Source organism: Pseudomonas sp. B6002 (assembly GCF_013385985.1).
GTDB lineage: Bacteria > Pseudomonadota > Gammaproteobacteria > Pseudomonadales > Pseudomonadaceae > Aquipseudomonas.
Genome location: NZ_JACAOY010000027.1, coordinates 209,580 through 234,018 on the forward strand (window position 1 = coordinate 209,580; position 24,439 = coordinate 234,018).

A 24,439-nucleotide genomic window follows, 5' to 3' on the forward strand; every position below is an offset into this window, starting at 1 on the left:
GTTTCACATGCTATTCACAAGGACCGTCCTGGTGAGCGCAATGCTCGCCCTCCTGCCGCCCCTGGCCCACGCTGCCAGCCTGGACCTCAGCTACGAAGCACCGCCGGTGGAGGCTGCGCCGGCCGAGCGCCCCGCCCAGAACAAAACCCTGTTCCCCGTGAAAACCCTGGCACCGCTGACCGTCGACTACAGCTGCAAGGGCCCGCAATGCCAATACGAGACGGATATCGACCAGCTCCATGAAGACCAGACCACCCAACATTGGTCGATTGGTATTCAGTGAGAACGACGTTTATGACCCGCTGGTTCAAATCCCTTTGGCGCAGTGAACCCTCGCCGACCCTGGCGCAGGTGATCCTGAACACCCGGCGTTACAAGCGTTGGAATCGCCTGTCACTGGTGCTGCTCTTGGTGAGCACCGCCGTCACCTACCTGCTGACGATCAATGAGGTGTTCCAGCCTGCCGACCAAAGCAACCCTGCGGTCTACACTCTCATGACCTCCGATGAGTTCCACCAATACACCGACCCGCTGTTCGAGCGGCTAAAAGCCTACAACCGCGAGCCGAGCGACGAGCGACTGAATGCGCTGCCGAGCTTTTTCGTGCCCGACCGCGGACACTTGTGGGTGTACGTCAGCCTGAAGTTCCAATTGCTCCCGAAAGCTGAAAAAACCGACGGCACACTGCCGCACTATCGTTACGAGCCAGAAATAACGGTGCGCCCGGCATTGCCGGGGCTGCTCCTGTTTATTCTGGCCGAAACCATCTGGTTGCTGATGCTGGTCTACCTGAGTTTGAAAGACCCGGTGGCCATGCGCGATTTTGAAGACCGTGAGCTGGCGCGTTTTTTTGGCGACGAGCCGGATCAACCTGTGGCCTCGCCGGCCCCACTCGACACGGTCAGGCACTTGATGCGGCACTTCCATCGTTTCTGCATTGCCCTGAACCATCGACATGATGGCCAGGCGGGGCTGTCGGTGAAGAACGAATATGATGTGCAGGATCTGCTGCGTGCGCTCCTGACAGTGCATATCCCCGACCTGCGGCCCGAGGAACCCGTACCCAGTTGTGCGGGCGCCTCGTCGCGTATGGATTTCCTGCTGCACGAGTCGCAGGTCGGCATCGAAGTGAAAATGACCCGTGCGGGGTTGAAGGACAAGCACCTGGGCGAGCAGCTGATCGTGGATATCGCCCGCTACGCGGAGCACCCACGTTGCCGGCAATTGATCTGCTTCGTCTATGATCCGGGTTATCTGATTCGCAATCGTCAAGGCCTGCAGGAATACGTGGTGCGCCAGGGACACACCATCGACGTCGAACTGATCTTTTCGCCTGCCTGAAGGCTTACACTGCCTGGCTTGAGCCATCCTGCGAGACGCTTATGGACATCGAACTGGCACGCACTTTCCTCGAAATCACTCGCTGCGGCAGCCTGGCCGCGGCGGCCGAGAAGCTGCACGTCACCCAGACTGCGATCACCGCCAGGGTCAAGAACCTCGAAAGCCAGTTGGGCAGCACCTTGTTCGTGCGCAACCGCGCCGGGGCGCGCCTGACGCCGGATGGCGAGGCCTTTGTGGTGTACGCCAACCAGTTGTTGCAAACCTGGGAAGCGGCCAAACGCGACCTGCCGTTGCCGGATGGCTATCGCAACGTGCTCCATATCGGTGGCGAAGTCAGCCTGTGCAACCCGTTGATGCTGGGCTGGGCCCAGGCCCTGCGCGAACACATCCCCGGCCATGCCCTGCGCACCGAGGTGCGTGAAGGCGAATACCTGTTGCGCCAACTGGAACTGGGGGTACTCGACGCGGCGCTGGTGTTCCAGCCGCAATACTGGCCCGGTTTGCAGGTGGAGCAGGTGCTGGAAGAAAAACTGATCCTGGTGCAGTTGGTCAGCAAACCCGATCCCTACGTGTATATCGACTGGGGCCCGGGGTTTCGCCAGCAACACGACACCGCTCTGCCCGACAAAGCCCGCGCCGCCCTGAGCTTCAACCTGGGGCCGCTGGCGTTGCAGTACATCCTGGAGAACGGCGGCGCCGGCTACTTCCGCACCCGTGTCGTGCAAAGCTACCTCGACAGCGGCGTGATGCAGCGGGTGCCCAAGGCGCCGGAGTTCAGTTTCCCCACGTACCTGGTGTATTCGCGGGCGCGGGATTCGGCGGTACTGCAACAGGCGCTGGAATTGCTGCGGGGAGTGGTCAAGGCGGAATCCGACTGGTCGCAGCGTTGGGATCCGTTGATTTGAGAACGGCGCCCGACTAGCACAATCACGAAGGGAGACTAAGCTCAGTCACCACAAAAAACACTATGAGCCCGCCACTATGCCTGACGCTACCGAGGCTTTTCGCGCCCGCTACCGCGCCGCCGTGTCCCGGCACTACAACCCCTGGCTTCACGCCGTCTTCGTGCTTCTCTACGGCGCAATCTGCATCACCCTGGCCTGGTCCTCCACCCAGTCCATCACTCCACTCCAGTGGCTGACCGTCCCCCTGACCCTGGTGTTCTTCAACCTGTGCATCTACCTCGTGCACCGCCACCTCGGCCACCACAAGCACAGCTTCGCCCGGCTGTTCTACGCCCGTCATACCGGCGACCACCACAGTTTTTTCACCCCTGGCCACATGACCTACGACAGCCCCCGAGACTGGCGTGTCATCCTCTTCCCCGCCTGGTTGATCGTGCTGCACAGCCTGGCGATCACCCTGCCCGCCTGGTGGTTGCTCAAGCAACTGAGCCCCAACGTCGCCGGGCTTTTCGCCGGATGCATGCTGCTGGGCTACCTGCTCTACGAAGTGTTTCACGCCTGTGAACACCTGCCCGTCGAACACCCGGTGGCGCGCCTGCCGTGGATCCGCCAGATGCACCGTTTGCACGCCCTGCACCACCGCCGCGAGCTGATGCAGGGGCGTAATTTCAATATTGTGTTTCCCCTAATGGACTACCTGTTCGGCACCCTGCACTGGGAGCCGAACGCCCACGACAACCAGGAACCGTCATGAGTACCCGCCCCAAGAAACTGCGTCATCTGCTGTTCGTATTGCTGCTGGCCGTGCTCGCCTTTTTGCTGTTGATGCCTACCAAGGTGCAGCCGGTGAACTGGTCCCCGCCCAAGGCGCCCTCGATGAAAGAGGGGCCCTTTGCCGAGAACTTACGCCTCAAGGATGTGCAACGGATCGGCGCCCAGGACATCGCCGGGCCCGAGGCCCTGCTGCTGGATGCCCAGGGTTTTCTGATCAGCGGGCTGCATGACGGACGCATCATCCGCACCTCACCCGACAGCCACACCCTGGAAGTGCTGGCGAACACCGGTGGGCGGCCCCTCGGCATGGCACTGCACCCGGATGGGCGCCTGATCATTGCCGACGGGATCAAGGGCTTGCTCGCACTGGATGCGAACCGTCAGCTCGCGCCCCTGAGCAGCAGTGCCAATGGCGTGCCCTTCGGCTTTACCGATGACGTGGCCGTGGACGCCAGCGGGCGCTATGCCTACTTCAGCGATGCGTCGAGCCGCTGGGGTTACGGGCAGGACGGTGAAGCCGTGATCGAACACGGCGGTGACGGCCGACTGTTGCGCTATGACTTCAGCAACGGCACCACCGAGGTACTGCTCGATCACCTGCAATTTGCCAACGGCGTCGCCCTGGGCCCGGATGAAAGCTACGTGCTGGTCAATGAAACCGGCGCCTATCGCATCAGCCGCTACTGGCTCAAGGGCGAGCGAGCGGGCAGCCACGACCTGTTTATCGACAACCTGCCTGGCTTGCCGGACAACCTCAGTTTCAACGGCCACGACCGCTTCTGGGTGGCGCTGTACTCACCCCGTAATCCGCTGCTGGATGGTTTCGCCGGCTACCCATTGCTGCGCAAAGTGATGGTGCGGGCACTGATGGTGGTGCCCAAGCCGATCGAGCGCAAAGCCTTCGTACTGGGGCTGGATACCGAAGGCAAGGTCATCGCCAACCTGCAGGACGGCAGCGCAGGCAATTACTCGCCCATCACCACCGCCCGGGAATATGGCGACTGGCTGTACCTTGGCTCACTGAAAAGCACGAGCATGGCGCGCCTGCCGCTGAAGCTGGCCCTGGCCCGGGAATGAAAAAAAGGGGCAGCCCTCGCAGGCTGCCCCTCCTCGTTCACTCAGTGCATCAATGGATGATGTCCTGGGTGCAGATGTGCCCGAAGGTCACGTAAGGCACGTTGTCGCCGCCCACGCCCACACCCGGGAACTCGTCCAGCTCGATCCGCCAGCCGCCGAAGTTGAAGGTGGTGGCCCAGTTGTACTTCACGCCGGTGCTGCTGTCCGGGTACTCCACGCGGTACTCGCCGAAGCAACTGCCCAGTGCCGCACCCGAGAGGGACGCACCCGTGCTGTCGGTGGTGGCCTTGAAGTCGGTCCAGTTGAACTCGGTGCCGGTGAAGTGCTTGTCAACCCGCAGCACCGGTGTAACGCCCAACAACGGCGCGCCCGTGGAGTCGGACCAGTTGGTGGTCCAGGTCAGGTTCCGTGCCGCCTGGGTGGCCATCCAGAAGATCGTGCTCGGCACGCGCACCACGTTGTCGCCCTTCACGTCGAAGCTGTTCAGGCGCGGCGCCGATCCCAGGGTGAGCTTGTATTGGGCGGTAGGGTCCTGGACCACGGCCGGGTTGGCCCGCACGCGAACCTGGGCCACATAGCCTGGCGTGACACCTGAGAGGGTCATGCTGTTACCGGCCGGCACCACCACCCAGTTGTTGCCCTCCAGACGCTCGAAGATCCACTGGTTACGCACGCCCTTCTGGTCATCGCTCAGGGCCATCGCCACGTTCTGGCCACGGGTGGCCTGGAAGGCGAAGTAGTCGATATCGTTGGGGTTGTCGATATTGCCCGTCACGCGGTTCAGGGCGTCGGGCAGTACGAACGAGGTCTGCGGGGTGTCGTTGGGTTCATAGGCATCGATGTTGAAGTCCACACCTACACCAAAACTGAACTGGGCGTTGTTGGCCTCATTGGCCACCATGTACCAGTAGTAGTCACCTGCCGGCAGCACGGCGCTGATGTATTCATCGGCGTTGCCCGGGTTGTCGGACGTACCGAGAAGCTCCAGGTTGCCCTGGCCATCGTCGCGGAACAGGCTCAGCGACATGTTGGCACCCGCACTCTGGTCAACCAGTTGCACCAGCGCACGACCGTTCTGTGGCAGGTGGAAGTGGTAGGGGAAGTCCTGGCCGGTCTGCACCTCGGTCAAGGTGTAGAGGGTGTTGATGTCCAGTGTCTGAAACAGCGGAACGAATTCGGCGGCAGCGACCTTGAGTTTGTCCTGGTCGGGCTTCTTCAGTTCGCTGTCGACGGTGGCGACGGCGGAGAGTTTCGCCGCCTTGCTCGCCACGGCCTTGGCCGGCGCTTTCGCGGTCATGGCCGCCTTGAGCTTCTGCTGAAGCTGGGAGGCAACCGCCTTGGACTCGAGCTTGCCACCGGACTTGAGGGCTTTGTGCACCGCCTCCTTGACGGCCTGGGCGCTCACCTTGGGCAGCGGTTGCGAAGGGTACTGTTCGGCCAGGGCAAAGGCCGAGACAAAGCAGGAGGCCGCCATGGCCGCGCCCAACATAAAGGCTTTTTTCGATTTCATTTTTTATCCATCCATAGTTAAAAATTGAAGCTCAGGTGACATCCGGTCACCTGGGATGGAATCTAGCCAGATACTGTATGCATGTCCAGTATTTTTATGAAATTTTCTTCACCTAATAGCCAGTCATTTCCAGATAGCCCACCCCACCGTCGAATTGCACCGGCCCTTCCCAGTAAGGAATGCTCAGGTTCATCCAGGCCTTCGGGTTGACCGCCTGTGCGGTGATATCCAGCTGTTTGCCGGGGATTTTCAGCGACCAGCGCGTGGGAATTCGGCGCCCGTCGATGTCGGTGGGGGCGAGTGGCGTGAGCTGGATGTCGGCGTTGTGCAGGGTCTGGGTGCGGCCCTGCGCATCGATCCAGGTGCCCGTCAGGTAACCCTCGCCGTCGGTTTGCCGCACGCGAAACAGCATCAACTGCTCGCCACGGTCCAGGTGCAGGGAGAACCAGTCCCAGCCGGTCTGGCTGGCGGCCAGGGGTTGGCTGCTCCACTCGCGGTCGAGCCAGGCGCTGCCACTGACCTGATACGCCTTGCCGTCGATCGTCACGTTGCCGCTGGCGGTGAAAAAAGGCTGGCTGTAGTAATACGACGCCTGGCCCTGATCGGATTTGCGGCTGTAGCCGTTATCGCCTTGCAGCACCAACGGGCGGCTGGAGGTCAGGTGCAAGTCATAGGCGAACTGCGGGCCATGGGCCTTGAGTTGCATGTCGGCCAGGGAGCTGGTGGCGCCGGGGCGAGTGGCGAAATTCCAGTCGTCGATCCACGCATTGAACGGCGCCGCCTGGGCGCCGGCCTGGCCAACACCGCCGCGCGCATAACGCTCGGCGGCGTAATGCCGGGTGGCCGAAGTGACGGCCGCGTGCCCCAGCCAGATCGTCGGGTCCTGCCACCCCGCCTGCGCCGGCCCGGCCTTGAGGGCGTTGCGAAACAAGGTCCACTGCACGCCGAACACATTGCCCTCGGCATCCTTGAGGTTGGCGGTAACGTACCACCATTCGATGCGGAAACCGGCGTGGGGCCCGTGGTCCTCGGGAAAGCTGAACACCTTGCCCGGCACCACCTGGTCAAAGTCCGCAGCCTCACTGCCCAAGCCGGCGAAACTTTCCTGGGGTGCAGGCGCCTTATCGCAGCCGCTCAGCAGCAACAAGACCGCTCCCAGCAACGCCTTAATCTTCATGGGCAAAGGTCCTCAGCAAGTCCGCCGGGCGACTGCGGTACAACTGCCATAGCGGCCAGGCCGACGCCAGAGAGGTGGCCAACATCGCCAGCCCCAGCAGTTGCGCCAGTTGCCACGGGAACACCTGCAACGGCAGGCGCCAACCAAACGCCTGCACATTGATCACCGCGTCCAGGCACCAGGCCAGCAACAGGCCCAGGGGCAACGCCAACACCAGGGTCAACAGCGCGAGCAACCAGGTCTGCGCCAAATTGAGCAGCATCAGTTGGCGGCGCGTCACCCCCAGCGCCCACAGCGGCGCGAGCTGGCCGAGGCGACTCTGGCTCTGGGTCAGCAGGCTGATGAACAGCGCCACGCCGGCCACCCCGAGGGTGAGGCTGTTCAGCGCGGCGGTGGCGGCAAAGGTGCGTTCGAACACCTGGCTCGAATAGCCCTTGAGTTGCTGCTGATCGACAATGCGGCTGTCCTCCAGCGCAAATGCGCGCTGCACGTCCTGCACCAGCGGCGCGACGTCCTCGGGGGCCATGCGCAGGTTAAAGCGGGCCGGTGACAGCGTCGGCCAATGCGCCAACAAGTGGGTGGAATTGACCAGCACGTGGCCCTTGGGGTTGCCATAGTCGGCGTAGATGCCCACCACCGTGGGTGACCAGGGCCCCTGAGGCGTTGGGATACTCACCTCATCGCCCAGCCGCACGTTCAAGCGCCGCGCCAGTTGCTCGCTGAGCATCAGCGTGTCGCCCTGCTGCAATCGGTCCCACGGTTGATTGGCGGCCTCCAGCAGCGGCCAGTGCTGGCGATAAGTGGGGTCGTCGATCACCCCGAACAGGTCAGCCGGCCAACCTTGCAACTGCGTCGACACTTGCCAGGTCGGCAGTACGGTGTTCACCGTGGGTTGCTGCGCCAACCAGTGGCTCAACTGTTCGGCCTGCGCCGGGTTCTGCGGATTGAGATACAGCTCGGCGGTGAGGCGTTGCTCCAGCCAATTATTGAAGGTCTGGCGAAAGCCCGAGGTCATGGAGCCCGCGCCGATGTTCGCCGCCATCGCCAACAGCAGCGCCATCAACGCCAGGCTCAACGCCGGCAGTTGCTGGCGGCAGTCGGCGAGAAACCATTGCCCCAGCACCGAGTGGCTGCGCCCGAGCACCGCCTTCAATACCGCATTGAGGATCACCGGCAAACCCAGGGCAGCCCCCAGTAGCAAGGCGGCCATCAGCACAAAACCGGCAGCCAGGCTGTTACCCAATCCCAACGCCAGCAGTGCGACCAGCAACGCCGCAGCCGCGACCCAACCCTGGCGTCGCAACCAGCGCCCATGGGCCTCGTGCCAGGCCTGGGCATTGGCCAGTGCCAGCAACGGCAGGCGCGCCGCCCGCCACAGGCTGCTCGCGCCCGCCAACAGTGCGCCGAGCAGGCTCAAGCCCAACCCCGTCAACCACCAGCCAGGGCTCAAGCTTAACTGGCCGGGCACCTCGGCGCCGTACAAGCCACGCAAGCTGGCCGCCACATCCGGCAGCAACAGGCTGGCCACCAGGTAACCGCTGGCCACGCCGAGCACGCCACCGAGCAGCGACAACACACCCAGCTCCACCCCCAGGCTGAGGATCAGCATCCGCGCACTGACCCCGCAAGCGCGCAAGGTGCGCAGCAGCCCGCGCCGTTGTTCCAGCGCCAGGCCGATAGCGGCATGCACGATAAACAGTCCCACCACAAACGACAGCAAGCCGAGGGCGTCGAGGTTCAGGTGAAAGCTTTCGGTCAGCCGTGAGAGGTTGTTGTCCTCGGCCAGGTGCAGTTGCAATTCGGCGGGCGGGGTGGGATGGGTGGCGGCAAAGGCGTTGTCCAGCAGCAGCCGCGACAGACGCCCGGGCATCTCCAGCAAGGGTTGGGCAAAGCCGATGTCGGTGAGCAACAACCCGGGGGCCATGTCTGCCTGGGCCTGCAACGGCGGCAAGGTTTGCCCGTTTGCCGTCTGCGGCTGTTCGCCATCGTGCAGGCCCAGGGCTTGCAAGGTTTGCGGAGCAATCCAGGTGCGTCCAGGCGGCGCGAAGAATGCAGCCATCTGCGCCTGGCTCAGGCGTTGCCCGGCCACTGCGGCATTCCCCGGCAATGACACCGGATCGATGCCCATCAGTTGCAGGCGCACCTCCTCATGCCCCTTGAGTACCACCCGCCCCTGCACCACCGGTGACACCGGCCACCCCGCACGGCGCAACTGGGCAAACAGGGCCTGGGGGAAGCTCGATGCACCGGTCGCACTGAGGCTGGCTTGAGGCTCACCGCCGATCAATTGGCTGGCGCGTGCGTAGCTGTCCCGCGCCTGGCTGTTGAGCGCCTGCACACCGGTCAACAACGCCGTGGCCAGCCACAGGCCGGTCAACACGCTGAAGAACTGCACGGGATGGCGCCGCCAGTGGCTCAGCAGCGCACGCAACGCCCAATAAAAAACGGCCACCTCAACGGGCGTCCGCAGGTACGACACGGCCACGCTGCAACACCACCTGGCGGTCGAGCCGTGCAGCAATGCGCGGGCTGTGCGTGACCATCAGCAGGCTGGTGGGGCTGTCGCGCAGCAGGTCCAGCAACAATTGCAGCACGTCATCGCTGGTGGCTTCGTCGAGGTTGCCGGTGGGTTCATCGGCCAGCAACAAGCCCGGCCGCGAGGCCAATGCGCGCCCCACCGCCACCCGTTGCTGCTGACCACCGGAGAGCTGCTCCGGGTAGCGCTTGAGCAAGTCGCCCAGACCCAGGCGTTCCACCAGGTGCGCCTGCCACTGCGGGTCAAATCGCCCGGCCAGGCGCGCCTGGAACGCCAGGTTGTCCTCCACGCGCAAACTGCCGATCAGGTTGAACTGCTGGAACACCAGGCCGATCTCGGTGCGCCGCCAGTGGGCCAGTTGCGCCTCACTCAATTGGTCAAGACGCTGCTCGCCCACCTGGATGCTGCCACCGTCCACCCGGTCCAGGCCGGCCACCAGGTGCAGCAGCGTGCTCTTGCCACTGCCCGACTCGCCCATCAGCGCCAGACTGCTGCGCGCCGCCAACTGCAAGTCGACACCCGCCAGCACCGCCAGGGGCCCTTGCGCGGTGGCATAGCTCTTGAGAACACCTTGCACCTGCAACATAAATACGCTCGTTCGGGGGTCTGCAAACGAGGATAACGGCTGACTTTGCGCCCCGTGCGAATTTTTCACATGGATTTCACCGCCCGCCCACCCACGCCTCTCTAAATTGCCCACCAAGCGTCGTAGAGCGGCAACTTGTTAGTTGCCAGCGACGACAACTTTTAACAGCTGGATGTTCAGCGAAAAGACAGCAGCCCTGTGACAGTCTCCTACTCCACTACGGGCATCCGTCAATGCGCTGCGCCTGTTTGATAACAACACTGCCAACAGTGCCCATGGTGAATAGTGTGGTTGACCTTACCCTGACCAAACCGCGTGTGCGCCGAAGCCTTTTCAGACGCCTGAAAAGACTCTGGCTGGGCATTGCCATCGTCAGTCTGCTGGTGTCCGGTTTCGTGTTCTGGCCCAGGTCGCCGACGAACCTGGGCGTGCGCAACCACCTGATCAACTCCGGGCTCCTGGCCAGTTGGCGCAACGGTGACGTGGTGGTGCTGGTACGCCATGAAGAACGCTGCGACCGCTCGACCAACCCCTGCTTCGGCCCCGCCGATGGCCTCACGATCAACGGCACGCAGCATGCCACCGAATTGGGCAAAGCCTTCCACGCCTTGGGCATGCAGGCCACTGACGTGCTCAGCAGCCCCACCACCCGCACCGCCCAGACGTCGCTGTTCGTGTTCGGCAAGACCGAGCTATCCGCTGGCCCGCTGGCCATCTGTGGAGACGCCATGGGTGAAGAGATCCTCAGCAACAAACGTCCCGATCACAACCTGGTGCTGATCACACACAGTGCCTGCATCAACGACTTCGAACAGGCCTTGGGTTTCCCCCACGCCATCACCGCCGAATACGGCAGCGCCCTGTTCGTCAAGGTACTGCCCAATGGCAAGTTCAAGACCCTGGGCATCATGAACAGCCAGGATTGGCCCGCCGCGCTCAAACAACTTTAAACACACTTTTTTACATATCCAGCGGCTGTCGTGTTCAGCAAAACGACAGCCCGTTTCTGGCATGTTTAGTTGTGCCTGTTAGTTAGGGACGCCATGATTATTTTCAGTGACTTAGTGAACATTTTGATGTTTTGCACTACTACTTTCCTGCACCCTTTTTCTGCCACTGAACGTCAAGGAGCGACGTTTTTATGACCCGTTTGAAACCCCTGCCCGTGTTGCTGCTGGCCTTCGCCGTGTTCTACCTGTTGCCCATGGGCCTGCACGGCCTGTGGATCCCGGATGAAACACGCTACGCCCAGATCAGCCAGGAAATGCTCCTGAGCGGCAACTGGGTCTCACCCCACTTCATGGGCGTGCGCTACTTCGAAAAGCCCTCTGCCGGCTACTGGTTGATCGCCCTCGGCCAGGCGGTGTTTGGTGAAAACCTGTTCGGCGTGCGCATTGCCTCGGCCATCACCACCGGCCTGAGCGTGTTGTTGGCGTATCTCATCGCACGTCGCCTGTGGAACGACCCGCGCAAGAGCTTCGCCTGCGCCCTGCTGTATATGAGCTTTGGCCTGGTGGCCGGGCAAGCCGGGTATTCGAACCTCGATCCGCAGTTCACCCTCTGGGTCAACCTAAGCTTCGTCGCGCTGTGGTTTGCCCTCGACAGCCAAACCACGCGCGGTCGGCTCGGTGCCTGGGTGCTGCTGGGCGTAGCCTGTGCCATGGGATTCATGACCAAGGGCTTCCTGGCCTGGCTGTTACCCGTGCTGATCGCTGTGCCTTACATGCTTTGGCAACGCCGCCTGGGCGAATTGGTGCGCTATGGCTCGCTGGCCATTCTGGTGGCGGTGGTGGTGTGCCTGCCGTGGGTGTGGGCAATTCATCTGCAGGAGCCGGACTACTGGCGCTTCTTCTTCTGGCACGAGCACATCCGCCGTTTCTCTGCCGACAATGCCCAGCACGCCCGCCCGTGGTGGTTCTTCCTGCCGATCATGGTGGTGTCGTGCCTACCGTGGTCAGCGCTGTTGCCCACCACTGCACTCAAAACCTGGAAAGAAAAAGCCCAGCCGAAGATGGTGTTCCTGGCCCTCTGGCTGCTGCTGCCCCTGGGCTTTTTCAGCCTGAGCAACGGTAAGCTGCCGACCTACATCATGCCGTGCCTGCTGCCCCTGGCCTTGCTGATGGGCCACGCCCTGATCGACCAGCTCAACCAGGGCAAGACCCGCGCCTTGCGCTTCAACGGCCTGCTCAACTTCGCCATTGGCCTCGTGGCGATGGGCGCGCTGATCTACCTGCAGATCGATGACCCGCTCTACAGCAACAGCCACGCCGAGATGTTCAGCCTGTCCCTGGCCTTTATCGTGCTGCTGGGCTGGATCCTCGCCAACCTGCTGCAGGCGTTCCGCCCGCTGACCCTGTGGGCCATGCCGGCGTTGGGCATCGGCCTGCTGGTGGCGTTGCTGCCGGCCGGCATGCCCGAAGAGATCACCGATAACGAAATGCCCGACCAGTTCGTGCTGGAGCATCTGGATGAATTGCAACAAACCCATGCTTTGCTGAGCAACGAACTGGGTTCGGCGTCTGCCTTGTCCTGGCGCCTGCGCCGGCCGGAAGTGGCGTTCTACGACACCGAAGGTGAACTGCGCTATGGCCTCAAGTACGCGGGTTCAGTGCACCGCAAAGTCAGTCTCGACAGTGTCCAGCCGTGGTTGGCCGAGGCTCGCCAACAGGGTTCGGTCGGCGTGCTGATGCGGGTCAAGAGCACCAGCGAACACCGCGAGGAAGGCCAGTTGCCGGCGGGCGGCAAGCGTTATCGCAAGGGCGCCCTGCTACTGATCATTTACCCAAAACTTCCTTAACGCGACGCCTGCCACGAGTACAGCCCCATGAGTTTCTGGAAAACCGAACGCGGCGCCCTGCTGTTGCTGCTGGGCGTCTCGGCGCTGCTGCTGTTGGCGGGCTTGGGCAGCCGCGACGTGTGGGGGCCGGAAACCCGCTGGGCCAACATCGCCCTGCAGATGCTGCAAAGCGGCGATTACTTCGACCCGTTTCTCAAGGGCGCACCCTACTACGACAAACCCCTGCCGTCGTACTGGCTGATCACCGGCTTTGCCAACATGATGGGCGGGCTCGGCCCGTGGTCGTTGCGCCTGTCGTCGGTGATCGCGGCGTGGCTGAGCATCTGGCTGGTCTACCTGATCGGCGAGCGCCTGTTCCGCAAAGGCACCGGGCTGATTGCCGGCTGGATGCTCGCCACCACCTTCTACTTCCTGTTCTGGGCCCGCGTGGCCACTGCCGACATACTCACCGTGTGCGGCGTGCTGGCGGCCGTGTGGTGGTACTGGCGTGGGCCGGATGACACTCGGCTGGGGCGCTACTGCGTATTTTTCCTGCTGCTGGCGGCCACGTCGCTGTTCAAGGGCCTGATCGGTTTTGTGCTGCCCGGCCTGGTGCTGCTGCCACACCTGCTCAGCGAGGGGCGTTACAAGCGCCACCTCAACCTGCGCCTGCTGCTGGCGCTGGTGATTGCGGCGGGGTTCTATGCGATTCCGTTCGTGCTGTCTCACCTCTACGGCGCACCGACCTACGGCGAAAGCGGCCTGGAGCTGGTGTTCAAGGAAAACGTGGTGCGCTTCTTCAACCCCTTCGACCACATGGGGCCGATCTACACCTACCTGATCTACCTGCCCGCCTACACCCTGCCCTGGGCACCGTGCTGGGTGCTTGGCCTGTGGCTGGCAATGCGGCACTGGCAGCAAACCCCGCCCAACGTACGTTGGCTGGTATGGGGCCTAGGCCTGCTGTTTGTGTTCTTTACCGCCAGTGGCAGCCGCCGCAGCTACTACGTGCTGCCGCTGGTGCCGTTTGCACAACTGCTGGCCGCCTGGTGGCTAAGCGAACGCCTGCAGAAAAAACCGGCCAGCTGGCCGCGTTGGCAGAAAGGTTTTGGCATCGCCGCTGCACTGATGCTGCTGGTGCTGGGCGTGGTCTACCCGTGGACCAACGGCAACGGCGGCGTCACGCGTTTCGTCGAAGACGTGCAAACCCAGGCCGTCAAGACCGCGCCGTGGAACCAGTGGCAGATGGTGCTGGTGGAAGTCGACAACAAGCTGCCGATGTACCTGCAAAACGGCGGCAAACCGTTCTACTACGTCGCCGAAACCCAGGACTTCCCACGCCAGGGCGACAGCGCCGCGATGCTGGCCTGGCTGAAAAAAACCAGCGGCCAGGCCTTCGACCCGCAACGCACGATCATCTTCGCGCAATACACCAGGGACGATCCCACGCCGCTGGCCTACTTGGGGGCTGATCATCAGGTGATCACCACCCAACCGGACAATGGCGAGCGGCTGTTTCAAAAGCGTGGCGGTGGCAGCGTGGCGTTTGTGCCATCGGCCCGATAGGCCAGCGGACTACTCGTCGCAGGCCTTGCGGTTGATGATGATTTTCTCCCGGGTGCCTTCGTCAATCAGGCTGCGAAGCAACTGGAAGAGTGGGTCGGCGTCGGTGTAGCGCTTGCCGTAGGCCAGGTTGAACTCATAGTCGAAACCGGGTGGGTTCTTGCCCTGGTTGTGTTGCAGGAGGGTCTCCAGCTTGTCCAGCGCCTTGACGGCCAGGGCCTCCGGCGACTGCGCACGTTCGTAGTCATCCCAGAGTGCCAGCACCTCGGCCTGCAGCCTGTCGTCCAAGGTGCGGGTCAGGCTCAGCAGATCGTTTCGCTCTTGCTCGCCTTTGTTGGGGAACAACGCCTGGCTGACGGCAGGAATGTCGCCATTGATCGCCTCGCCCAGATCATGAATGACGCACATCTTGAGCACCTTCAGCACATCGAGATGGGCCAGTTGGTCGGCGAAGACCATCACCATCAGGCACAGGCGCCAGCTATGTTCTGCGGTACTTTCGGCGCGCCCCGATGAGGTGTGCGCGCTTCTGAGCACGTCCTTGAGTTTTTCCGCCTCGCGAAGAAATTCAAGCCGCCCTTTGATTGTTTCAATCTCCATAACACCCTCTGCACACGCTATACGCCGTCATTGCCAGCCTAAGCGCGGCAAGGGTGGGCGTCCACGCATAAAATATGCGTCACATGGGCTTCAGAGCGTCTCGACCAGGCGCGCGGCTGTTCCGTCCGAGAGTGGAATTCGCGTCCAGCGGCAACGACCGGGGCGAATGGGGACAAGCAGGGAGTCGTTGGCGCCCGTGGTGAACTCCAGCGCCGGCGGCGCCAACGCGTCCCGCCATCCGGAGGTCTTGAGGGCCAGTTCCTTGCTGACGATATCCGGCGTCGCGAAACGCCAGAGCGAAAGCCCCAACAATTCGCTGACAGGCCGGGTGAACTCGGCGGCACGACCGGGCGAGCACGCCAGCAGCCGATGGGTCAGGTCACAAATGAGGTGCATGGGCCGTGGGCTCTCGCTGACCAACCTGGCCAGCACTTGGTCGGCCGCACCGTCCAGGCGAGCCGCCAACAAGTGCTCCAACTGCTTGTGTGCTGCGCAGTCCATGGATTGCGTGCCGCTTTCCCAACGCGAAATGGTCGATTGAGTGACCCCGAACAACTGCGCGGCATGCAGCTGTTTTACGCGGTGCAGCAGGCGCCAGCGTCGCAGCGCAATGCCAGGCAGGGCCAGGGGAAGCAAGGTGTCAGGCATTCTGGGCTACTGAAGGATTGCCGGGTGTGCCAGTCTGGGGGATCCACGCCCTGCCGGCAAATGCACGGGATAAACGGGCATCGGCTCAGCGCTCAGGGGTGTACTTGCGCGTGTGTGGCAAGCCCGCCACGCCAGGATCGACCGCTAACCCCGCCACCTGTTCCTGCACCGCCCGCCCCTCTGCCCGGTTGCGGATAAACCCGGCGCGGGTGAAGCGTTCCAGAAACGGTACCGGCAGCGTCTTGTCCGGTGTGACCAAGGGGTGCTCGGCCACATCGCCGAACAGGGTGTAGGCCGCGCTCGGCAAGTGCCGCGTATTGAGGTCACTGGTGAGGCGGCCTTCCTGCAGGACGATGGCGCGGTTGGTCACCCGTTGCAGGTCGGACAGACGTTGGGAGATGTAGAGGATGGCCACGCCCCGGGCGCGCTGGCTGTCGATCAGGCCCAGCAAGCGCTCGGCATCGAGTTCCGATAGCGCAGCGGTGGGCTCGTCGAGGATCAGCAACTTGGGTTGCAGGGCAAAGGCCCGGGCCAGCACCAGCAGTTGCCGATCGGCCTGACCGAGGCGTTCCACCGGGTGTTGCAGCGGCAGGTCCAGGCCCAGCCCGTCGGCGATGGCCTGGGCGCGCTGCAGCAGGTTCCTGCGGTTGAGCAGGAAGTCGGCGTCAGGCTGGCACAGCTCGTCGAGCAACAGGTTCTCGGCCACGCTCAGGCCGGGGGCGATACCGTCATCGGGGCGCTGGTGCACCGCAACGATGCCGACGCGACGGGCCGACAACGGTGAAATAAACCGCTGCTGCACCCCATCGACCCACACTTCCCCCGCATCCGGTGCCAACAGGCCGCCGAGGATTTTCACCAGGGTCGACTTGCCGGCCCCGCTGGCCCCCAGCAATGCCACGCCTTCACCCGGGTAAATGTCCAGGTTGACCTGATCCAGCGCCGACTGGGCGCCAAAGGCCTTGCTCAGGTGACGCACACGGACCAACGGCGCGGGTGCTGCGGCAACGGGGTTGCTCATGGCTAATCTCTAAGGCGGAACGATGACTCATTACAACGCGCGAAGACGCTGATTTATTCCGTGCAACAATGAGTTAGGTCCCGAATTAAATGCATTACCTTATGAACAATCCAATAGCTGAATCGCATAGCTCAGAGTTTTTTGGTTATAAGCGTTTTGCCAGCAAGGTGTTGAATGCATTCAGCACCTGCACGGGCTTTTCCAGCATCAGCTGATGACCGCACGCCTCCAGCACTTGGAACTGCGCATCAGGCAATTGCGCGGCCAGGGCCTGGCCGCCACTGGCGGGCGTCAAACCGTCGCTGTCACCGGCCAGAACACTCACCGGCAACGTCAGGGTGGGGATCCGTGAGGCGTCGGGCCAGCGCGCATGTTTCATCAGTGCCTTGAACATGTACAGCGGGTTGCGCTCGGTGAGCTTCTCTTCATAGGCCACCAGCGCCGGGTCGGCCGTGGCGTGCCAGGCGCGCTCGCGAAAGCCTTTGGCCAACAGCGGCCGCAGCCATTCGAGCAGCCATGCGGGCAAGGACATCAACCCGCCACGGGTCACCGGCCGGTGCAACATCGTGCCCAGCAACAGCACCGCTTCGACGGTCACACCGCTGTCGGCCAAGAGTGTGCTCAGGCTCAGCCCGGTGCCAAAGGAATGGGCCACGATCAGGTTGTGGGCGCGTCCGTAGCGCTGCAGGATCGCCCCATAGTCCGCCACCAGTTCCGACCAGGCATAGGCGTGCTCATCGCGGGGCTTGGCGCTGTCGCCATGGCCCAGCAGGTCCCAGGCCACCAGGCTGTAGCCGTCGGCTTTTAGCGCCTGCCACTGCAGGCGCCATTGGTCCTTGTTGCCACCGGCGCCGTGGCAGAAAAACACCACCGTGTCGGGCTGGGTGGTGCCTACATGGTGGGCAATGCTCAGGGAGCGGTTGGGGCGGATGTCCAAGCGCTGGCCGCGGACGATGGGCAGGTCTGTCAATGGGGCATTCATAAACGCCACGCTCCTCGATAAATACACTCGGTCGGTGTGGGAGCTGGCTTGCCTGCGATAGCGGTGTATCAGTCACGACCGCTATCGCAGCGGTGCGACGACTCGACAAGCCAGCTCCCACATTAAATGGCGTCAGGCTCAAGTACCGGGGCTACAGTCGCACATTGCAACAGCGCGCGGGTGTAGGGGTGTTGGGCATCAGCGAACAGTCCAGCGGTGTCGCCCTGCTCCACCACCCGCCCGTTCTGCATCACCGCAATGCGATCACACAACCGCGCCGCCACGCGCAAGTCGTGGGTGATGAACACGATGCTCAATTTCAGCCGCCGCTGCAGGGACTCCAGCAGTTCCAGGATCTGCACCTGGATCAACGCATCAAGGGCCGACACGCACTCGTCGGCAATCAACACCTTCGGTTCCACCGCCAACGCACGGGCGATGCCAATGCGCTGGCGCTGCCCTCCGGAGAACTCATGGGGGTAGCGCTCGAACGCCGTGGCAGGCAAACCCACCAGCTCCAGCAAGGCGCGCGCACGCGCTTCGGCACCGGCCTTCGAATGCCCTTGCACCAACGGCCCGGTCATGATGATGCGGCCCACCGTCTGGCGCGGATTAAGCGAGGCGAACGGGTCCTGGAAGATCATCTGCACCTCACTGCGCAGCGGCCGCAATCGCCCTTCGGATAACCCCACCACATCTTGGCCGAGCCACTGGATGTGCCCGCTGTCGGCCCGTAACAGCCGCACCAGGCAACGCCCCAGGGTGGACTTGCCCGAGCCAGACTCACCGACGATGCCCAGGGTCTCGCCTTTGCGCAGCTGCAACTGCACTGCATCCAGCGCACGGGTGCTGCGCCGCCCCCACCAGCCCGCACGGGTGCTGAAGACTTTGTTCAACTGTTCGGCCTTGAGCACCACGGCGCCACTCACCACACCACGGGGCTCCCGTGGTTGCGCCGATACCGCCGCCAGCAGTTGCCGGGTGTAAGGCGCCCGGGGTTCGTCCAGCACCTGGCGAGCGCTGCCCTGCTCCACCACACGGCCCTTTTCCAGCACCAGCACACGGTTGGCGATCGCCTCAACCACGGCAAAATCATGGGTGATCAACAGCAGCGCCATGCCCTTGTCCCGCTGGATCTTGCGCAACAGCTCAAGAATTTGCGACTGGGTGGTCACGTCCAGCGCCGAGGTCGGCTCATCGGCAATCAACAGCGCCGGATCGAATGCCAGGGCCATGGCGATCACCACCCGTTGGCGCTGGCCACCGGACAGCTCAAAGGGATACGCCAGGCGCAGGCGCTCAGGGTCCGGCAGACCGACGTAACCCAGCAGGTCTATCACCCGCCGGCGGCGCTCACCGGCCGATTTCACCCCATGGGCACGCAGGGTTTCATCGATCTGTTCACCCACCCGCAGCAATGGGTTGAGTGCGCTCATCGGCTCCTGGAACACCATGCTGATCTCGCGCCCACGCAGTTCGCGCATGGCGGCTTCGCCACGGTTGGCCAAGTCTTCATCACGAAACACCAAACGCCCGCTTTGCACCGTTAGCGGCGTCGGCAACTGGCGCAGCAGCGCCTTCGCCAACATGGATTTGCCCGAACCGGACTCGCCCACCACGCACAAGCATTCACCGCTGTGCAGTTGCAGCGACAGGTCGTACAGCGCATGGCTGCGGTCCGCCCCGTCGGGCAAGGCGATACGCAGGTGTTCAACCCTCAATAACGTCATCGCGATCTCCCCGGCTCAAACGCCACGCGCAAGCCTTCGCCCACGCGGTTCACCGCCAGCACACACAGCACGATCGCCAGGCCCGGCAGAAAGCTCATCCACCAGGCGTCCCGCAACAGGCCACGGGAAGCGTTGATCATGTAGCCCCAGCTCATGGCTTCCGGGTCGCTCAAGCCAAGGAACGCCAGGGCGGCTTCGGTGAGGATCGCGGTGGCCATGACAAAGGTCATCACCACCAGCAGCGGCCCCAGGGCATTGGGCAGGATCTGCTGGGTGATGATCCCCAGCGGCGACTGGCCCAGCACACGGGCCGCCTGCACGAATTCACGCTGGCGCAGCGTGAGGAATTCACTGCGCACCAACCGCGCCACGGCCGGCCAGGCCACCAGGGCAATCGCCAGCACAATGGTGCCCAGCGACGGCTCCAGCACCGCCACCAGGATCACCGCCAACACCAGTTGCGGGATGATCTGGAAAAACTCGGCGATGCGCATCAGCACGCCGTCGAGCCAGCCCCCGAAGTAACCGGCGATGGCCCCGATAATCAGCCCCACCACCAGGGTTGCCAAACTGGCCAGCGCCCCCACGGCCAGGGACACCCGCGCCCCGTAGAGCAAGCCGCTGCCGAGGTCGCGCCCCAGCAGGTCACTGCCCAGCCAGTGGGCGGCGTCGTGAAACGGCGGCAGCATCGGCTGGCTGTTCATTTCCCACGGCGAGCTGCTGGTGAGCCACGGCGCTGCCAGTGCCAGCGCCGCCAACACCAGCAAGAACAGCGCACCGCCCAGCGCCGAGGGTTGGCGGATAAAACGTCTGAACACCGCCATCAGCCCTGCCCTCCGGCGCCAATGCGCGGGTCGAGGTAACGGCACACCACATCGGTCAACACGTTGAAGCCCACCACCAACATCGAGATCACAAGGAACCCGCCCATCAGCACGCCGTAGTCGCGTTGGGCCAGGGAGTCGTACATCAAGCGGCCGATGCCCGGCCACGCATACACCACCTCTACCAGCAAGGCGCCGCTGGCCAACTGGCCCAGTTGCAGGCCGGCGAAGGTCACCACCGGCAGCAGCGCATTGCGCAAGACGTGCACGTACAGAATCCGCCGTGGGTGCAAACCCTTGGCGTGAGCGGTACGCACATACTCCTGGCCGAGGGCGTCCAGCACGGCGGCGCGGGTCAGGTGGATGTACAGGGCGAGGAACAACACGCTCAACGACAGGCACGGCAACAGCAGATGCTGCAGGCGATCCAGCAATGAAAAGTCCCGGCCCACGGTTTCCATGCCAAAGGCCGGCAACCAGTCCAGACTCACCGAAAACAGCAAGATCAACAGCATCGCCAGCCAGAACGGCGGCATCGCATACAACAGCAACGCGCCATGGGAAATCACCCCATCAAGCCAATGGCGCCTTTGCCGTGCCCGCGCCGCCAGCACGCCCAAGGTCACCCCCAGCACCGACGACACCACGAACGCCGAGCCCATCAAGGCCAGCGTTGCGGGCAAACGCTCGGCGATCAGCGACCACACCGACGTCTGGTTACGGTAGGAATAACCCAGGTCCAGGTGCGCCACATTGCCCAGGTAGATCAGCAACTGTTGCAGCAGTGGTTTGTCCAGGCCCATGGTCTGGCGCAACTGTTCGATGAACTGCACATCGTCCACCCCCGCCTCACCGGCCAGCAGCAATGCCGGATCACCCGGCGCGAGGTGGATCAACACAAAGCTCAGCACCAGCACCGCCACCACCATCAGCAGCGCCTTGACCAGGCGCCCGCCGAGATACACCACGCCGTTCATGGCGCAGGCGCGTCGAGGTAAACGCTTTCGTAGTCTTCGTTAAGGCTGGTGGCGGTTTGCAGCAGGTTATGCACCTGCGTGTGGAACAGCGTCTGGTTGCGCATCTCGAAGATCGGCGCGATGGGCAGGTCGGTGTTCAGCCGATTCTCCAGTTGGCTGTAGAGCTGGGTGCGCGCAGGCCCTTCAGGCGTGTCGGCGATTTTCGTCCACAAGGCATCGGCTTCAGGGCTGTTGTAGCCGCTGACGTTGGCGAACGGCGAGGTCTTGAGAATGTAGTCGGAGCGGTACAGGTAGGCGCTGGTCAGGTAGGGGTCGCCGATCTGGAAGATGAAGTTGTAGGTCAGGTCGAAGTCCCAGTCGCTCACGCGCTGGAACCAGGTGGCGGCGTCGGACGTCAACACCTGCACCTTGAAGCCCAGCGGCTGCAGGGCTTGCTTGGTGTACTCGGCCAGGCGCTCCCAGGCACCGCCCTTCTCGCCGTTGAGCAAGCGGATACGCACCGCGCCCACGTCCACGCCGGACTCGGCAATCAGCGCCTTGGCCTTTTTCACGTCATAGGCGTACTGCGGCAAGTGGGGGTCGTGGTAGGGCGTGCCCGACACGAACTCGCCCTGGGCGACCTTGCCCGAGCCGAAGAAGATGTTGTCCACGACAAACTGCCGGTTCAGCGCATACAGGATCGCCTGGCGCACCTTGGGGTTGTTCAGCGGTGGCTTGCGCGTGTTGATCTGCAGGAAGACCAGGCCGGCATACAACTCCCAGCCTTTCTCGGAAGACTGCACATTCGGCAAGGCGCCCAGGCGCTTGAGGTCGGAATAGTCGGCATCGCCGCTGCGCAGCACCTGCACGTCATTGCGCTCGAAGGCTGCGGCGCGGGAGGAACCGTCGGGGATCACGTGGAAGACAATCCCGTCCAGGTGCGGCAGGCCTTTTTTCCAGTAGGTGGGGTTCTTGGCCAGCTTGATGTAGGCACCGCGTTTCCACTCGACGAACACGAACGGCCCAGTGCCCACCGGCTTGAGGTTGTAGGGGTTGTTGCGAAAATCGGTGTTCTCGTAAAGGTGCTTGGGCACCACCGGGCGCAGGCCGCTGCCCAGGGCCGAGAGCAACGGCGCGAAGGGTTTCTTCAGGTGGAAGACCACTTGCAGCGGGCCGGTGACGGTGATGCTGTCGACGTACTCGGTGATGATGCCGCCCAGGCGCTTGTCCACTTCCGGGTAGAAGGTCTGGAAGCTGAACACCACGTCATCGGCGGTGAATGCCGGGCCGTCGTGCCAATGCACGTTGTCTTGCAGTTGGAAGGTGTAGGTGAGGCCGTCCGGGGAGATAGCCCAGGACTTGGCCAGCACCGGTTTGGGGTTCAGGTCCGTGTCGAAAGTCAGCAGGCCCTGGAGGATCTTGCCACTGACGTATTGGGTGGACACATGGCTGACCACGCCGTGCATCAGCGACGGCGGTTCAGGCTGGGCCACCAGGTTCAGCACCCCGCCCTCCTGGGGTTGCGCCTGGGCCTGGCCGGCCAGCAGCACGCTGCACAACCCCACGCAGGAGAGGGCACGGCGGAAAGAGAATGGGCGCATTGAGGCTCCTCGAATGGAAAGATTCTGGGAGGGATTTTGCAAGGGCTGTGCCATGGGGGTTTTCGGCGCGATTGCGGGTGTTGGTTGCCGTCTGGGTGATGAAAAAACCACAACGGCCTGCGCGAGTGTGCAAAAAACAACAGCCCACCGCCCGCCTGTAGGCGCCGGCTTGCCGGCGATAGCGGTCCATCCGCCAGCAAAGATGCAAGCCGACACACCGCCATCGCCGGCAAGCCGCCTCCTACAGTGCGTCATGGCACAAGGTTTGCCCCTTCAGCTGTCTCTGACCCCACGAGCCTCTTCACCATGTCACTGGATTACCTGGGCAACCCCATCGACACCCTCGACCCGTCCACCCGCCAGGGCCTGGACGATTTCATCGGCGGCTTCCTCGGCTACCAGCCCCGCGCCGAAGGCATTCTCGCCACGGCGGACGCCGCGCCCGACTCGGCCCTGGCCAATGCCTTCGCCGGCTTGCTGCTGATGTTCATCGAGTCCCCCCAGGGCCCGACCCTGGCCGAGCACTACCGCCAGCGCGCAGCCGCCGTGAACAGCGATCACCCGCGCGCCCAGCTGTACCTGGCCGCCTTGAGCGCCTGGATCAACGACGACCTCGACCAGGTCCTGCACCTGAGCGAACACCTGCTGGGCCGCTATCCTCGCGACCTGTTCGCCGCCAAGCTCAACCAGTACCTGGAGTTCAACCGGGGCAACTGGCCGGCGTTGCTGCGCATCGGCCTCAAGGCTGTCGCGGGCGCGCCGGACATCGCCCACAGCCATGGCCTGCTGGCCTTCGCTTATGAGCAGTGCCACTTGCTCGAAGAGGCCGAAGCCAGCGCCCGCGAAGCCCTGCGCCTGCAACCCTCGGAGCCCTGGGCGCAACATGCCCTGGCCCATGTGATGCTGACCCAGGGACGCATCGAGGAAGGCACCGAATTCCTTGAAAGCGTGGCCCATCACTGGGCCGGCTTGAACTCGTTCATGTACACCCACAACTGGTGGCACCTGGCGCTGTTCTACCTGGCGCGGGGTGAGGATCAGCGGGTGTTGGAGATCTACGACCAACACGTGTGGGGCATCCTGCCGGAGTATTCCCAGGACCAGGTGGGGGCGGTGTCGTTGCTGGCACGCCTGGAACTGGCGGGTATCGACGTCGGCGAGCGTTGGCAGGGGTTGGCGCCGTACCTGCAGCGACGGACCGGGGATGTGGTGCAGCCGTTTCTCAGCGTGCAGTACCTGTATGGCCTGGCACGCGCTGGCAAGCCGGAGGCGGATGAGCTGTTGGCGGCGTTGCGCGAGCATAGTGTTGCGGCGCGGCCGGTGTGGGGTGAGGTGACCTTGCCATTGGCGCGAGGGCTGTTGGCCCATGCACGCGGGGATGCGCAGGGTGCGCTGGAACACTTGGCCATCGCCCTGCCCCGGTTGAATGAGATTGGTGGTAGCCATGCGCAGCGTGATCTGTTTGCCCAGGTGGAATTGGACGCGCGGTTGAAGGCTGGGGATTGGTTTGGGGCGCAGCAGGCGCTGGAGTTACGGCGTCGGTATGACGGGTGGGATGTGCCGACTAATCGGAGTTTGGGGCGGGTGTATGAGGCGCTGGGTTTGCCGGAGCAGGCGGCGAATGCCAGAGCCCGGGTTTCACGCTTTACCTGAAGATTGGAGATCTAAATGTGGGAGCTGGCTTGCCTGCGATGGCTATGTGTTAGGCGCTGGAGTTTTTTTGGTCGGTGTACATATCCGTTTTTTGGGTAACGGCTGATATGGGTTCCGCCCTTACGGCGGCTCACTTTTGATAGAGCCCAAAAGTAAGCATGGGCCTGTCTCCCTGCAGC

Annotated in this window: 21 protein-coding genes; 9 read left to right on the forward strand and 12 right to left on the reverse strand. The window is 63.2% G+C overall.

Going from position 1 to position 24,439, the window contains the following annotated elements; genetic code table 11:
- The first annotated feature begins 40 nt into the window (after positions 1-40).
- The 5 genes from HX792_RS27135 (at position 41) to HX792_RS27155 (ending at position 4,097) form a co-directional block, all read left to right on the forward strand.
- Entirely contained in the window at positions 41-283 is a 243-nt protein-coding gene (locus HX792_RS27135; protein WP_176998957.1) for a hypothetical protein, read from the forward strand.
- Between the two features lie 11 nt (positions 284-294).
- Positions 295-1,341, forward strand: coding sequence for a hypothetical protein (locus HX792_RS30450; RefSeq protein WP_176998958.1), 1,047 nt, complete (start codon positions 295-297; stop codon positions 1,339-1,341).
- Positions 1,342-1,382: 41 nt separating this feature from the next.
- Positions 1,383-2,246: a LysR family transcriptional regulator gene (locus HX792_RS27145; RefSeq protein ID WP_176998959.1), complete on the forward strand. Its 864-nt coding sequence runs from the start codon at positions 1,383-1,385 to the stop codon at positions 2,244-2,246.
- A gap of 76 nt (positions 2,247-2,322) precedes the next feature.
- Complete coding sequence (locus HX792_RS27150; RefSeq protein WP_176998960.1) at positions 2,323-3,000, forward strand: sterol desaturase family protein; 678 nt, start codon at positions 2,323-2,325, stop codon at positions 2,998-3,000.
- Positions 2,997-4,097, forward strand: coding sequence for an SMP-30/gluconolactonase/LRE family protein (locus tag HX792_RS27155; protein WP_176998961.1), 1,101 nt, complete (start codon positions 2,997-2,999; stop codon positions 4,095-4,097). Before HX792_RS27150 ends, HX792_RS27155 begins: the two co-directional genes overlap by 4 nt.
- A 49-nt stretch (positions 4,098-4,146) precedes the next feature.
- On the opposite strand, the gene HX792_RS27160 is transcribed toward HX792_RS27155, so the two are convergent.
- The 4 genes from HX792_RS27160 to HX792_RS27175 form a co-directional block, all read right to left on the reverse strand.
- Positions 4,147-5,607, reverse strand: coding sequence for a hypothetical protein (locus HX792_RS27160; protein WP_176998962.1), 1,461 nt, complete (start codon positions 5,605-5,607; stop codon positions 4,147-4,149).
- A gap of 112 nt (positions 5,608-5,719) precedes the next feature.
- Positions 5,720-6,784: a lipocalin-like domain-containing protein gene (locus HX792_RS27165; RefSeq protein ID WP_176998963.1), complete on the reverse strand. Its 1,065-nt coding sequence runs from the start codon at positions 6,782-6,784 to the stop codon at positions 5,720-5,722.
- Positions 6,774-9,236 (reverse strand): FtsX-like permease family protein, encoded by a 2,463-nt coding sequence (locus HX792_RS27170; RefSeq protein ID WP_176998964.1) that lies wholly within the window; start codon positions 9,234-9,236, stop codon positions 6,774-6,776. The genes HX792_RS27165 and HX792_RS27170 overlap by 11 nt, the downstream gene beginning before the upstream one ends.
- A gap of 1 nt (position 9,237) precedes the next feature.
- Positions 9,238-9,906, reverse strand: coding sequence for an ABC transporter ATP-binding protein (locus tag HX792_RS27175; RefSeq protein WP_176998965.1), 669 nt, complete (start codon positions 9,904-9,906; stop codon positions 9,238-9,240).
- A gap of 275 nt (positions 9,907-10,181) precedes the next feature.
- On the opposite strand from HX792_RS27175, the gene HX792_RS27180 reads away from it, so the two are divergent.
- The 3 genes from HX792_RS27180 to HX792_RS27190 all read left to right on the forward strand — a co-directional run bounded on the left by HX792_RS27180 (position 10,182) and on the right by HX792_RS27190 (position 14,248).
- The gene (locus HX792_RS27180; RefSeq protein WP_176998966.1) at positions 10,182-10,856 is read left to right on the forward strand and encodes a histidine phosphatase family protein; all 675 of its coding nucleotides are present in this window, start codon (positions 10,182-10,184) and stop codon (positions 10,854-10,856) included.
- A gap of 191 nt (positions 10,857-11,047) precedes the next feature.
- Complete coding sequence (arnT, locus tag HX792_RS27185) at positions 11,048-12,703, forward strand: lipid IV(A) 4-amino-4-deoxy-L-arabinosyltransferase (RefSeq protein WP_176998967.1); 1,656 nt, start codon at positions 11,048-11,050, stop codon at positions 12,701-12,703.
- A 27-nt stretch (positions 12,704-12,730) separates the two neighbouring features.
- Positions 12,731-14,248: a glycosyltransferase family 39 protein gene (locus HX792_RS27190; protein ID WP_176998968.1), complete on the forward strand. Its 1,518-nt coding sequence runs from the start codon at positions 12,731-12,733 to the stop codon at positions 14,246-14,248.
- 9 nt (positions 14,249-14,257) lie between these two features.
- Here HX792_RS27190 and HX792_RS27195 read toward each other — a convergent pair whose 3' ends face one another.
- From HX792_RS27195 to HX792_RS27230, 8 genes are all read right to left on the reverse strand, one after another.
- Complete coding sequence (locus HX792_RS27195) at positions 14,258-14,845, reverse strand: HD domain-containing protein (RefSeq protein WP_176998969.1); 588 nt, start codon at positions 14,843-14,845, stop codon at positions 14,258-14,260.
- A 90-nt stretch (positions 14,846-14,935) separates the two neighbouring features.
- Entirely contained in the window at positions 14,936-15,493 is a 558-nt protein-coding gene (locus HX792_RS27200) for a helix-turn-helix transcriptional regulator (protein ID WP_176998970.1), read from the reverse strand.
- An 85-nt stretch (positions 15,494-15,578) separates the two neighbouring features.
- Positions 15,579-16,514 carry an ATP-binding cassette domain-containing protein gene (locus tag HX792_RS27205; RefSeq protein ID WP_176998971.1) on the reverse strand — a complete coding sequence of 312 codons (936 nt, stop codon included), beginning with the start codon at positions 16,512-16,514 and terminating at the stop codon, positions 15,579-15,581.
- A 145-nt stretch (positions 16,515-16,659) separates the two neighbouring features.
- A complete protein-coding gene (locus HX792_RS27210) occupies positions 16,660-17,496 on the reverse strand; it encodes an alpha/beta fold hydrolase (protein WP_176998972.1) in 837 nt (278 codons plus the stop codon).
- Between the two features lie 122 nt (positions 17,497-17,618).
- Positions 17,619-19,226 carry an ABC transporter ATP-binding protein gene (locus HX792_RS27215; protein ID WP_176998973.1) on the reverse strand — a complete coding sequence of 536 codons (1,608 nt, stop codon included), beginning with the start codon at positions 19,224-19,226 and terminating at the stop codon, positions 17,619-17,621.
- Positions 19,223-20,050 (reverse strand): ABC transporter permease, encoded by an 828-nt coding sequence (locus HX792_RS27220; protein WP_176998974.1) that lies wholly within the window; start codon positions 20,048-20,050, stop codon positions 19,223-19,225. The genes HX792_RS27215 and HX792_RS27220 overlap by 4 nt, the downstream gene beginning before the upstream one ends.
- Positions 20,050-21,027, reverse strand: coding sequence for an ABC transporter permease (locus HX792_RS27225; protein ID WP_176998975.1), 978 nt, complete (start codon positions 21,025-21,027; stop codon positions 20,050-20,052). Before HX792_RS27225 ends, HX792_RS27220 begins: the two co-directional genes overlap by 1 nt.
- Positions 21,024-22,607, reverse strand: coding sequence for an ABC transporter substrate-binding protein (locus HX792_RS27230; protein ID WP_176998976.1), 1,584 nt, complete (start codon positions 22,605-22,607; stop codon positions 21,024-21,026). Before HX792_RS27230 ends, HX792_RS27225 begins: the two co-directional genes overlap by 4 nt.
- Before the next feature lie 306 nt (positions 22,608-22,913).
- Here HX792_RS27230 and HX792_RS27235 point away from each other — a divergent pair, with 306 nt between their 5' ends.
- Entirely contained in the window at positions 22,914-24,260 is a 1,347-nt protein-coding gene (locus tag HX792_RS27235) for a tetratricopeptide repeat protein (protein WP_176998977.1), read from the forward strand.
- Positions 24,261-24,439 lie beyond the last annotated feature (179 nt).

Bases quoted from the DNA above. Each gene is read 5' to 3' on its own strand.
- HX792_RS27155 (WP_176998961.1), top strand. From the start codon at position 2,997: ATGAGTACCCGCCCCAAGAAACTGCGTCATCTGCTGTTCGTATTGCTG.
- HX792_RS27220 (WP_176998974.1), bottom strand. From the start codon at position 20,050: ATGGCGGTGTTCAGACGTTTTATCCGCCAACCCTCGGCGCTGGGCGGT.
- HX792_RS27205 (WP_176998971.1), bottom strand. From the start codon at position 16,514: ATGAGCAACCCCGTTGCCGCAGCACCCGCGCCGTTGGTCCGTGTGCGT.
- HX792_RS27190 (WP_176998968.1), top strand. From the start codon at position 12,731: ATGAGTTTCTGGAAAACCGAACGCGGCGCCCTGCTGTTGCTGCTGGGC.
- HX792_RS27135 (WP_176998957.1), top strand. From the start codon at position 41: ATGCTCGCCCTCCTGCCGCCCCTGGCCCACGCTGCCAGCCTGGACCTC.
- HX792_RS27175 (WP_176998965.1), bottom strand. From the start codon at position 9,906: ATGTTGCAGGTGCAAGGTGTTCTCAAGAGCTATGCCACCGCGCAAGGG.
- HX792_RS27200 (WP_176998970.1), bottom strand. From the start codon at position 15,493: ATGCCTGACACCTTGCTTCCCCTGGCCCTGCCTGGCATTGCGCTGCGA.
- HX792_RS27230 (WP_176998976.1), bottom strand. From the start codon at position 22,607: ATGCGCCCATTCTCTTTCCGCCGTGCCCTCTCCTGCGTGGGGTTGTGC.
- HX792_RS27210 (WP_176998972.1), bottom strand. From the start codon at position 17,496: ATGAATGCCCCATTGACAGACCTGCCCATCGTCCGCGGCCAGCGCTTG.
- HX792_RS27235 (WP_176998977.1), top strand. From the start codon at position 22,914: ATGTCACTGGATTACCTGGGCAACCCCATCGACACCCTCGACCCGTCC.
- arnT (WP_176998967.1), top strand. From the start codon at position 11,048: ATGACCCGTTTGAAACCCCTGCCCGTGTTGCTGCTGGCCTTCGCCGTG.
- HX792_RS27145 (WP_176998959.1), top strand. From the start codon at position 1,383: ATGGACATCGAACTGGCACGCACTTTCCTCGAAATCACTCGCTGCGGC.
- HX792_RS27150 (WP_176998960.1), top strand. From the start codon at position 2,323: ATGCCTGACGCTACCGAGGCTTTTCGCGCCCGCTACCGCGCCGCCGTG.
- HX792_RS27225 (WP_176998975.1), bottom strand. From the start codon at position 21,027: ATGAACGGCGTGGTGTATCTCGGCGGGCGCCTGGTCAAGGCGCTGCTG.
- HX792_RS27160 (WP_176998962.1), bottom strand. From the start codon at position 5,607: ATGAAATCGAAAAAAGCCTTTATGTTGGGCGCGGCCATGGCGGCCTCC.
- HX792_RS27215 (WP_176998973.1), bottom strand. From the start codon at position 19,226: ATGACGTTATTGAGGGTTGAACACCTGCGTATCGCCTTGCCCGACGGG.
- HX792_RS27165 (WP_176998963.1), bottom strand. From the start codon at position 6,784: ATGAAGATTAAGGCGTTGCTGGGAGCGGTCTTGTTGCTGCTGAGCGGC.
- HX792_RS30450 (WP_176998958.1), top strand. From the start codon at position 295: ATGACCCGCTGGTTCAAATCCCTTTGGCGCAGTGAACCCTCGCCGACC.
- HX792_RS27180 (WP_176998966.1), top strand. From the start codon at position 10,182: ATGGTGAATAGTGTGGTTGACCTTACCCTGACCAAACCGCGTGTGCGC.
- HX792_RS27195 (WP_176998969.1), bottom strand. From the start codon at position 14,845: ATGGAGATTGAAACAATCAAAGGGCGGCTTGAATTTCTTCGCGAGGCG.